This window comes from Pseudopedobacter sp. (assembly GCF_040392825.1).
Classification (GTDB): Bacteria; Bacteroidota; Bacteroidia; order Sphingobacteriales; family Sphingobacteriaceae; genus Pseudopedobacter.
Genome location: NZ_JBEBVH010000138.1, coordinates 1 through 10202 on the forward strand (window position 1 = coordinate 1; position 10202 = coordinate 10202).

A 10202-nucleotide genomic window follows, 5' to 3' on the forward strand; every position below is an offset into this window, starting at 1 on the left:
GACTAAATAGAGCAATTGTTTATAAAACGCCTTGCGTAAATGACATGTCTGGTAAGGTGAGTCCATACTTTGTAGAGCTATATCTTAAAAACAAACATTACACCGGATGTGGCGATGTATTAGACAAAAGATTATTGATTTCGGGCAATTGGAAGCTATTTAAATTAAAAACCAAAATAATACCTTCTGATGTTGTGGCTAATATAAACTTCGACCTGACGAAAAAAAGTGTATCTGGAAAATTAGGATGTAATGGCTTCGGTACCTCCATAAGCTTCTCCAAAGACATGATGAACCATTTTAAAATAGGAAATATTATAACCACATTAATGGCTTGTAAAGATCTGGCTATAGAAAATGAATTTAAATCGTCTTTACAGCAGGCAAATAATTTCAAACTTGTAAATAACGAGTTACAATTATTAAAAAATGATGAGTTATTGCTTTCTTTCCGGCGGTAAATTTAAATTGATGAAGAAAAATATATTGGTAAGTATAATTATGCTAATAACAACTCCCCTGATTGCCCAACAAAAACTTAGTCCGGAAAAACTTTGGCAACTGGGACGTGTAAGCGGAGATGTCATTAACAAGAAAAAAAACGAAGTTATTTACAGCGTCAACTCCGTAAATATTGAGGAAAACAAAGGGAATAAAAATACTTTCGCCATTTCATTAAAAAATGGAAATCCTAAACAAATCGATGCAGAAAATGAAAGTATTGCTATTGTAAATATTTATCAGGATAAGCTTATTTACCTCAAAAATGATCAGTTATGGTCATGTAGCCTGGATTATACAGAACATAAACAGTTAACAAATCTGGAAGGCGGTATAGAGAATCCTAAAATCTCCCCTGACGGAAAACATATTCTTTTTACCAAAGAAACCCTGGTTGTAAAAACAGAAGCCAAAGACATTTATCATGATCTTCCAAAAGCAAATGCTTATGTTTTTAATGATTTAAATTATAGACACTGGGACACCTGGGAAGAAGGTAAATTCAGTCATATCTATATCGCCGGTTTTGAGAATGGCCAACTGTTAAATCTTAAAGATATTATGGAGAACGAGCCTTACGATTCTCCCCAAAAACCTTTTGGTGGTACAGAAGATATGATTTGGTCTCCAGATAGCAAATCTATTTTATACGTAGCGAAGAAAAAATTTGGAAAAGCTTATGCCACAAGTACAAATACCGATATCTATAGATATGACCTGCTCACTCAGAAAACCACTAATATTACTGACGGAATGCAAGGCTACGATACGCACCCTTCTTTTAACAAAGATGGTTCATTTCTGGCCTGGACAAGTATGGCCGAAGATGGTTACGAATCTGATAAAAATGACATTTATATACTTGATTTAAAAACCGAAAAAAAATACAATTTAACTAAAGATTGGGACGAGACAGTTTCTGGCTTTATTTGGGGAGAAGACGGAAAATCTATATTCTTTAATGCCTATTATAAAGGTACGCAGCAACTTTATACCATTAATACTGAAAAAGGCTTTAATTTAATGAGCGTTAGTGATATAAAACAGCTTACCAAAGGACAATGGGATATCAACGCAATACTTGGTCAAATTGGAAACTTACTGGTAGTGAGCAAAACAGATATGAACCATTCTGCAGAACTATATACATTAAATATTAAAAATGGCAAACTAAACCAGCTAACTCATGTTAACGATTCGGAATATAAAAATATAGCAAAAAGCAAAGTTGAAGAGCGCTGGATAAAAACTACGGATGGTAAAAGCATGCTGGCTTGGGTAATATATCCTCCAGATTTCGATTCATCAAAAAAATATCCGGCTCTTTTATATTGTCAGGGCGGGCCTCAATCTGCGGTTTCCCAATTCTATTCTGTAAGATGGAATTTCCAGTTAATGGCAGCCCAGGGATACATTGTAGTAGCTCCAAACAGGCGCGGTTTACCTGGTTTTGGTGTAGAATGGAACAGGCAGATCAGCGGAGATTGGGGCGGGCAGGCAATGAAAGATTACCTTGCTGCTATTGATGACATTTCTAAAGAATCTTTCGTAGACAAGAACAGATTAGGATGTGTAGGTGCAAGTTATGGTGGCTATTCGGTTTATATGCTCGCCGGAATCCATCAAAACCGTTTTAAAACTTTTATAGCCCATAATGGATTGTTCGATCTTAGAAGCTGGTATGGGACAACAGAAGAACTCTTTTTCGCTAACAAGGATGTAGGTGGCGCTTATTGGCAGGAAAGTGTTCCAAAGGCTTATAGAGACTTTAATCCAAGTGAATATATTAATAAATGGAATACACCAATTCTTATATTCCAGGGAGGCAGAGACTACAGAGTGCCTATCGAACAAGGGCTACAGGCTTATCAGGCCGCACAATTAAAAGGTATTAAAAGCAGATTGGTTTATTTCCCTGATGAGAACCATTTGGTATTAAAAGCTCAAAATGGAATAGTATGGCAAAGGGAATTTTTTAAATGGCTTGAGGAAACTTTGTAAAAACCATGTTGCCGCCTATAGGATTTTTAATCCTATGGCGGCAACCCGTTATTAAATGAGTAAAGTGTCTATCTTATGACACTGTACCATACCACGCTCTGGCGACCAGGAAAATACAGTAAAGTGTCCATCTTGAGAGGCAACAAACGCAAGAGAATCTCTTTGGTCATACACAAATTGGGCAGCAGAAAGATGTCTAGTACCTCCTATTTCACTCACAAAAACTTCTTTTACCTCTCCACCAATTACCGGTTCTATAAAAGCCAGCTTCTCTATTTGTTGTTCACTATTAAATTTCGTGATTTTGGCACCAAAAGCTATTAGTTCATAATTATCATTTAAAATAACAGCTCCATCTATAGCACTTAGCCCTGCAATACTGTCTATTTCTTTTTTCACAGTACTTTCCCATATTGTTTCATTTACTGAATCGGAATAATCATTCATCAATTTGGATAAATTGGTAAACAAAGGTTTTAGATGATATTGAATTGGATGAATGATAGATTTTTTCCAATTGTTATTTGATTTGGGAACGATAAGGACAATTCCCCCTCTTTTATGAGAACGCATACCAACAGCAAGTTGAATCATTACATTTACCGTTTCTGTCCTTTTAATATTAGTGTTTAATCCCAACAAATAATTTAATATTTGTGGACTATCTGGCAAAAAAGCGCTATTCTCATTGATGATCTTAATTTCGTCTCCTTTTAGGATGGCAACATTGGTAAATTTGCCAAAGCCACATAAACGTCTGTGCTTTATTACCAATAAGGCAGGTTCAGACACATCCAGGACGAAACAAAAATTGGGAATATGTAAGGTTGTACCCCAGATAAATAGCCCATGATCATCATACCAAATCCCTAAATGAATTCCGGGCCCTTCTATTCCGGGAGCGAGTTTAGTTAAATTTCGAGGAGTTAACCTTAGCTTATTGCCGAACAACAGAGGCTGTTCGGCCTGTTCCGGAGACAAAAAAGCTAACGAAATCTTAGGAGATCTGGCTTCCTCTGTTCTCAGGCTGGCCCAGAAAGCCGCATCAATCATACTCTCTATTAAAACTGCCTTTGGGAAATTAATAGGTTTTTCAACTTCAGAATTAACATCAAGCAAATATTGTTCGAAATAATTTTCTAACAGTGGAGCAGTTATTTTAGCAGCTTGGTATGTCGAAGTTGGTGTCATAAATAAATTTGGATAGAGAATTATTTAAAATTAAGCTTTAGAGATAATATTTTGTAAAGAATTTTTATATTCCTATAAGCTTTAGGAAATATAGTTTAAAAGCATTTCGGTATTACGTATAAAATAAATATTTTTGTCGTATAAAATAAACAATAAATAGTTATGGACTCAAAGATTACTTTGTCTTTTGACGAACAGGTGATTAAAGAGGCGAAAGAATTTGCTTCCAGAAATAACATTAGTCTATCCAGACTTACTGAGTTTATATTTAGACAAATGACTTCAAAAAATTATCAAAACCTGGAAGAATTACCAATAGCAGATTGGGTAAATATGGTAGCAGAAGAAAGGCCCGAATATTCCAAGACGACCTCCAGAAAAAAATCTAAAGCGGAATTTTTTAATTCTAAGAAATGAGAATTTTTGTGGACGCCAATATATTGGTTGCCGTTTTAAATAAGCAATATCCATTGTTTCCTTATGCCGCCAGGATATTAAGCCTATCAGATAAACCTAACATGCAGGTTTATACGTCTCCAATTTGTCTTGCCATTGCATTTTATTTTGCGGAAAAAAAAAGTGGAACTCGACAAGCAAAAAATAAAATTTCTGTTTTATCCGAAAAACTAGAAATTACAATTACCGATCAACGCGCAGTTAAACTTGCTATAGAGAATCCAGCTGTTCATGACTTTGAAGATGGGCTAGAATATTACTCGGCAATATTATCTGACTGCGAAGTCATTCTTACAGAAGACGTAAACGACTTTTATTTTTCAGACATTCCGGTATATAATTGTAGTGCTTTTATTTCTAATCTGGAACTTAGTAAACTAAATCGTTAGCTTCGTACGTTTCAAGTATCAATTCTATCCGGATATTTTAGCTAGTTGTAATATTTCGCAAAGTATTTTTTTATTATCCCGATAAGTTCTTCAGAAATATGGGCATTTGTGGCAATAATATCACAATCTTTTAGCATATCTTTTCCGCCTTTGAAATCAAATACCTTGCCTCCCGCCCGTTCTACAATAAACATTCCGGCGGCGATATCCCATGGTTTAAGATTATATTCAAAATACCCATCAAATCTGCCGCAAGCCGTATACACCAGGTCTACAGAAGCAGCTCCAATCCTTCTTAGCCCGTGACAGTTCTGAATAAGATCTCCAAAAAGTTCCATATATGTGTCTTTTCTGGTAAAATCATAATAAGGAAAACCGGTGGCCATTAAAGTATCTGCCACTTTTTTATTTTCGGACACCTGAATGATTTTTCCGTCTAAATACGCTGAACTGTCTTTCCACGCATAAAAACACTCGCTTTTTCCGATCTCGTAAACAACTCCGATAACTATTTCATCTAAATATTTTAGAGCTATACTAACCGCATAAGCTGGAATTCCATGGATAAAATTGGTGGTTCCATCCAAAGGGTCGATGATCCAATTATAAGTGTCAGATATATGAGTATCCTTATTTTCTTCAGCTATAAAACCGGCCCCAGCAATTAAAGGCTCCAAACCCGCTATGATTTGATTTTCTACTGTTTTATCTACATAAGAAACCAAGTCATTTTTGCCTTTAAACTCAATACTATTGATTGAAAAAGCTTCGCGTTCCTGTCTGATAAATGCACCGGCATTTTTAGCTATCTCGACAACTTTTTGACAAATATCCTGATAATCAATCATCATTTTCATTTCTAAAGGTGAACAATCTATGAATGTAGTAGCTAGCTATTCCTAGGCTTAACAAAGCGGCAACTCTTGCAAATGTTGGCCAAAAGTTAAACACTTCCACAAAGATTTTTAATAAAATGTAATTAGCGAAGAAACCTAAACAAGCAACTAATACAAATCTGCTGAATTGCTGTCTGTTTTTTAAGGTAGAATCTGTGAAAACTAAAAATTTAGTTATAATAAAGTTTACAAGAACTCCAAAAGAGTAAGAAATTATAAAGGAAAACTCATGTGCCTTAATCAATTTATCTCCAATCAGGACATCCGAATGGTTTATGATAAAGTTGATAATAATGTAGTAAGCAATAGAATCTGCTACAGCTGCAACTCCTGCAGAGAGAAAAAAACGAACAATCTGATTATTCGTGAAGGTTTGCCAGGTAGATAGTTCTTTTTTTTCTGTAGTTGTATTTATCGATTTAAATTCCAAGATCCTTTGCAGATTAATGAGTCAGAACCTCTGTTACCTCTTCGCCATGCATTTCCCCGTCAGGCAATACGTATTCGAACTTTACAGTTTTAATTTCGTTCACTAAAAGTGGATCATATTGGGCTTTGACTTTAACATAATTCTTACTGAAACCATGCATAAAACCTTCTTTCAGATCACCCTCAAATAAAACCTCACCGGTTTTTCCTATTTGTGTTTCATAAAATGCCCTTCTTTTCTTATCTGAAAGAATATGCAGCATTTTGCTTCTGTCTGCCCTTTGCGAACCGGGGACACTACCATCCATTTCTGCTGCCGGAGTATTCTCTCGCTCAGAATAAGTGAATACATGTAAATAGGATATATTCAACTCATTAAGAAAATTATAGGTATCTAAGAAATCGTCTCTCATTTCACCTGGAAAACCAACAATTACATCAACTCCTATACAACAGTCAGGCATAATTCTTTTAATTTCCTGAACTCTTTCTATATATAATTCTCTTTTATATCTTCTCCGCATTAAGCTCAGGATTTTGTTCGATCCGGATTGCAACGGCATATGAAAATGAGGGACAAATCTTTTAGATTGGGCTACGAATTCTATAATTTCGGAGCTTAAAAGGTTGGGTTCAATAGAAGAGATTCTAATCCTGTCAATTCCTTCGACTTCATCTAATGCTTTTACCAGGTCAATGAATTTATCTTCACGCTTTCCATTTCTTATTCCAAAATCACCAATATTTACACCTGTAAGTACAATTTCCTTTATGCCTGAATTTGCTATCTCTCTCGCCTGCTTCACTATATTTTCTATAGTATCGCTTCTACTTTCGCCTCTGGCTAGCGGAATAGTACAAAATGTACAAGAATAATCGCAACCATCCTGAACTTTTAAAAAGGTTCTCGTTCTGTCTCCAAACGAATAAGATGCAACAAATTCGTTTGTTTCTTCTATTGGTTTATTGAAAATTTCTGCTTTTGGCTTTTTAGTAAGATCCTGGATATGCTCTAGCAATTGAAATTTCTCTGCAGCCCCCAATACCACGTCTACCCCTTCTATCTCCGAAATCTCCTTTGGCTTAAGCTGTGCGTAGCAACCAACAATAGCTATATATGCATTTGGAGAATATTTAAGTGCTTCTTTAACAACCTTCCGGCATTTTTTATCTGCATTTTCTGTTACAGAACATGTATTAATAACGTAAACATCAGCTTTGTCGGTAAATTCTACCGTACTAAAGCCGGCATCCTGAAACTGCCTGCCTATCGTGGATGTTTCTGAATAATTTAATTTACATCCTAAGGTGTAAAAAGCAACCCTTTTATTCATAATTTCCGCAAAGATACGGAATTCAGAATTAAACAAAAGCCTGAATTCCTGTCACAGAAATCTAAAATTGCTCTTATTGTCCCCAACGATAAGAATCATTTTTTAAACCTATTAAATCAATAATTCTATCAACTACGGTTGAAGCAACCTCCTCTACTGTTTTGGGGTTACTATAAAATGATGGTACTGCCGGGCAAACAATGGCTCCTGCTTCTGTAACTGATTTAAAGTTATTAATATGAATGAGGCTTAAAGGAGTTTCCCTTGCAACTAAAATCAACTTTCGCCTTTCCTTTAATATTACATCTGCTGCCCTGGTTGTTAAATCATTAGAAATTCCAGACGCTATTCTCGCTAAGGTTCCCATAGAACAGGGTACTATTACCATGGTATCATATTGAGCGGACCCCGAAGCAAACGGAGCAAAAAAATCATTTCTCGCAAAAAACCTGAACGGAATTTCCTGATAATCCGAATTTCCCAATTCTTGTTGCCAAACATCTTTTGCATTATCAGACATGATTACCGATACTTCTTCCAATTGATTTTTCAGAGTGGAAAGCTTCTGCAATAAAAGTTTTGCATAAACCGCCCCACTTGCCCCGGTAATTGCTACTACAATTTTTCTTTTCATGAATCAATAATGATTTTTTCGAATCCAAATATAGGAAATAAAAAAGGGTCGAATACTAGTATTCGACCCTACATCTACCTATGAAAAACATGCCCTTTGGGAGGGCACTACAAATATAGGAAAAATATTATTTATCAAAACTTTTTTTTAAAATAATTTAACGTGACAATAACGTAACAAGTTCGCTATAATTAATCAATTAAATTAGTGTTTCGTAAAGATATTTTATTTTTAACCAACAATAAATGTTTAAACTTATAAATGGAAATAAAATCTTTAGTTTAAAAAGCTATGTAAACTTAATATAAAGCTTTCATAATAGCTAAGTTAAGCAATATTTATTTTAGATAAACATAAGTAATTCCGTCACCTCCCCTGTCAGCATGCTCGTCTTCCAAACGTTCAATCTCGGTATATTTTTTAAGGTAATTTCTAATCAGTTTTCGTAAAATTCCATCACCTTTTCCGTGAATAATTTTAAATGACCCCATTGAAAACATTATTGCCCGGTCCAGCAATTGTTCTATTTTATGCAAAGCATCTTCTCCCCTCATTCCTCTAACATCTATTTCGCTAACAAATTCTGATGCAGATTGGGTATGACTTACAGAGCTTGCTCTTCGGATGTCTTTTGGTACGTCACTTTGTGCAATTTTTTCGACCCTTCTTTTTTTGACAACAGATTTAAGCTCGCCAAATGCGATGATTAGATTTTCCTTACTTACTTCCAAGACTTTAGCAACATTTCCTGAATCAGTTAATTTCACCCAGTCTCCCACTGCTATTTCAGCTTGCTTACTGTCAACCGCTTTTTTTTCTACAGGTTTAACTTCGTGTTTTTTTAATTCAGCATTTAGATTCTCGCGTAACTGTTTGGTTTTTTCCTTTTCTGCTTTGGCCGATTTGATATCTGAAATTGTATTTTCAATCAGCTTATTAGCGTTTTTAATAATCTGTTGTGCTTCCAGCTTAGCCTGTTTAATAATATTCCGTTTATTCTCTTCAAAATAATCCTTTAATTTTTGATTTTCAGAGAGAAGCAAGTCGATATTCTTTTTTTCCCGTTCTATATATTTCTTCTGATCGTAAATTTCCTTTTTATCCCGTTCCAGATCAAGCAAAAGAGAGTCTACCTTTCTTTGTTCAATATTAATCTTGCTCTTTGCCAGATCAATCAATTGTTTAGACAAACCTATTTTTTGAGCAATTTCAAAAGCATAAGAACTTCCCGGCTTCCCCATTTCCAAAACATATAACGGCTTCAGATTTACATTATCGAAAATCATGGACGCATTTTCTAAGCCTTCGGTATGATTTGCGAAAATCTTAAGATTCGAATAGTGTGTAGTAATTACTCCAAAAGAATGTTTCTTATTGATAAGCTCCAATACGGCCTCGGCGATGGGTCCACCAAACTGCGGATCGGTGCCTGTCCCAAACTCATCTATCAGAACCATGGTCTTTCCATTTGCCTGTTCTGTAAAATATTTCATTTTCGAGAGATGGGCACTATATGTACTTAAATCACTTTCAATAGACTGATCATCGCCAATATCAGCGAAAATCTGTTTCAAGACGCTAAATTCAGATTCTTCATCTGCAGGAACTAAAAGACCTGCCTGAACCATAATCTGTAATAAACCTACAGTCTTCATGGCTACCGATTTTCCGCCTGCATTTGGTCCAGACACCAAAAGAATCCGGGTTTTCTTATCTAAATGCATATTTAAAGGAATAACCGGTTTCTGATTTTCCTTTCCCGACATGATAAGCAGTGGATGTTTTGCATTTACCAAACGTAACTTAGGCTCATTTAACAACACCGGCATTTTTGCATCTATTTCTATGGCAAATAAAGCTTTTGCCCTAACAAAGTCCAATTTGGTTAAAAAACCATGATAAGAATATAAAATAGGCACATGAGGTCTAAGCTTATCAGTCAATTCTGTAAGAATCCTTATAATTTCACGTCTTTTTTCAAACTCCAGATCTCTAACTAAGTTATTTAGATTAAAAACCTCTTCCGGCTCTATATAAACCGTCTGACCTGTCGCAGATTCGTCATGTATAAAACCTTTAAGCTTCCGCTTATTTTCTGCAAGAATTGGTATACAAAGCCTGCCATCCCTAACGGTTAAACTTCCATCTGCTACCCAATTATTTGCTTGTGCGCTTTTGTATATCTGGTCAATTTTCTTTCTTGCATCCTGTTCCGCCTTCGCTATGGCATCTATAATATCAGAGAGTAAACGGGATGCATTATTTTTAATCTTTCCTTTTGCATCAATTACTTTTTCAATTTCTCTCAGAATACTCTTTTCTATCGGCAGATGTTCAAAAAGCGCCTCAAGATTCGGATATGTCCCTTCCC

General features: G+C 35.4%; 10 protein-coding genes. 4 read left to right on the forward strand and 6 right to left on the reverse strand.

The window, feature by feature from the left end; translation table 11 throughout:
• Together ABWO41_RS10855 and ABWO41_RS10860 are read left to right on the forward strand one after the other, a co-directional pair.
• On the forward strand, positions 1-461 hold a 461-nt coding region (locus tag ABWO41_RS10855), incomplete at its 5' end, for an META domain-containing protein (protein WP_353137584.1).
• A gap of 10 nt (positions 462-471) precedes the next feature.
• On the forward strand, positions 472-2502 hold the full coding sequence (locus tag ABWO41_RS10860) for a S9 family peptidase (protein WP_353137586.1): 2031 nt from the start codon (positions 472-474) through the stop codon (positions 2500-2502).
• 51 nt (positions 2503-2553) lie between these two features.
• Here the strand turns inward: ABWO41_RS10860 and ABWO41_RS10865 are convergent, their stop codons facing one another.
• Positions 2554-3693, reverse strand: a complete 1140-nt coding sequence (locus tag ABWO41_RS10865) for a putative sensor domain DACNV-containing protein (protein WP_353137588.1) — start codon at positions 3691-3693, stop codon at positions 2554-2556.
• 162 nt (positions 3694-3855) lie between these two features.
• On the opposite strand from ABWO41_RS10865, the gene ABWO41_RS10870 reads away from it, so the two are divergent.
• Both ABWO41_RS10870 and ABWO41_RS10875 read left to right on the forward strand, forming a co-directional pair.
• Entirely contained in the window at positions 3856-4110 is a 255-nt protein-coding gene (locus ABWO41_RS10870) for a DUF6364 family protein (RefSeq protein WP_353137590.1), read from the forward strand.
• Positions 4107-4538 (forward strand): PIN domain-containing protein, encoded by a 432-nt coding sequence (locus tag ABWO41_RS10875; RefSeq protein WP_353137592.1) that lies wholly within the window; start codon positions 4107-4109, stop codon positions 4536-4538. Before ABWO41_RS10870 ends, ABWO41_RS10875 begins: the two co-directional genes overlap by 4 nt.
• Positions 4539-4579: 41 nt before the next feature.
• On the opposite strand, the gene ABWO41_RS10880 is transcribed toward ABWO41_RS10875, so the two are convergent.
• The 5 genes from ABWO41_RS10880 to ABWO41_RS10900 all read right to left on the reverse strand — a co-directional run.
• Positions 4580-5395 (reverse strand): inositol monophosphatase family protein, encoded by an 816-nt coding sequence (locus tag ABWO41_RS10880; protein WP_353137594.1) that lies wholly within the window; start codon positions 5393-5395, stop codon positions 4580-4582.
• The gene (locus ABWO41_RS10885) at positions 5379-5864 is read right to left on the reverse strand and encodes a GtrA family protein (protein WP_353137596.1); all 486 of its coding nucleotides are present in this window, start codon (positions 5862-5864) and stop codon (positions 5379-5381) included. The genes ABWO41_RS10880 and ABWO41_RS10885 overlap by 17 nt, the downstream gene beginning before the upstream one ends.
• A gap of 13 nt (positions 5865-5877) precedes the next feature.
• Positions 5878-7197 carry a tRNA (N(6)-L-threonylcarbamoyladenosine(37)-C(2))-methylthiotransferase MtaB gene (mtaB, locus tag ABWO41_RS10890; RefSeq protein ID WP_353137598.1) on the reverse strand — a complete coding sequence of 440 codons (1320 nt, stop codon included), beginning with the start codon at positions 7195-7197 and terminating at the stop codon, positions 5878-5880.
• Positions 7198-7270: 73 nt separating this feature from the next.
• Complete coding sequence (locus tag ABWO41_RS10895) at positions 7271-7831, reverse strand: UbiX family flavin prenyltransferase (protein ID WP_353137600.1); 561 nt, start codon at positions 7829-7831, stop codon at positions 7271-7273.
• A gap of 338 nt (positions 7832-8169) precedes the next feature.
• Positions 8170-10202: endonuclease MutS2 (locus tag ABWO41_RS10900; protein ID WP_353137602.1), on the reverse strand; the 2033-nt coding region annotated here is incomplete at its 5' end.

Coding starts and splice junctions, on each gene's coding strand:
- ABWO41_RS10895 (WP_353137600.1), bottom strand. CDS start 7,831: ATGAAAAGAAAAATTGTAGTAGCAATTACCGGGGCAAGTGGGGCGGTT.
- mtaB (WP_353137598.1), bottom strand. CDS start 7,197: ATGAATAAAAGGGTTGCTTTTTACACCTTAGGATGTAAATTAAATTAT.
- ABWO41_RS10880 (WP_353137594.1), bottom strand. CDS start 5,395: ATGAAAATGATGATTGATTATCAGGATATTTGTCAAAAAGTTGTCGAG.
- ABWO41_RS10875 (WP_353137592.1), top strand. CDS start 4,107: ATGAGAATTTTTGTGGACGCCAATATATTGGTTGCCGTTTTAAATAAG.
- ABWO41_RS10870 (WP_353137590.1), top strand. CDS start 3,856: ATGGACTCAAAGATTACTTTGTCTTTTGACGAACAGGTGATTAAAGAG.
- ABWO41_RS10860 (WP_353137586.1), top strand. CDS start 472: ATGAAGAAAAATATATTGGTAAGTATAATTATGCTAATAACAACTCCC.
- ABWO41_RS10865 (WP_353137588.1), bottom strand. CDS start 3,693: ATGACACCAACTTCGACATACCAAGCTGCTAAAATAACTGCTCCACTG.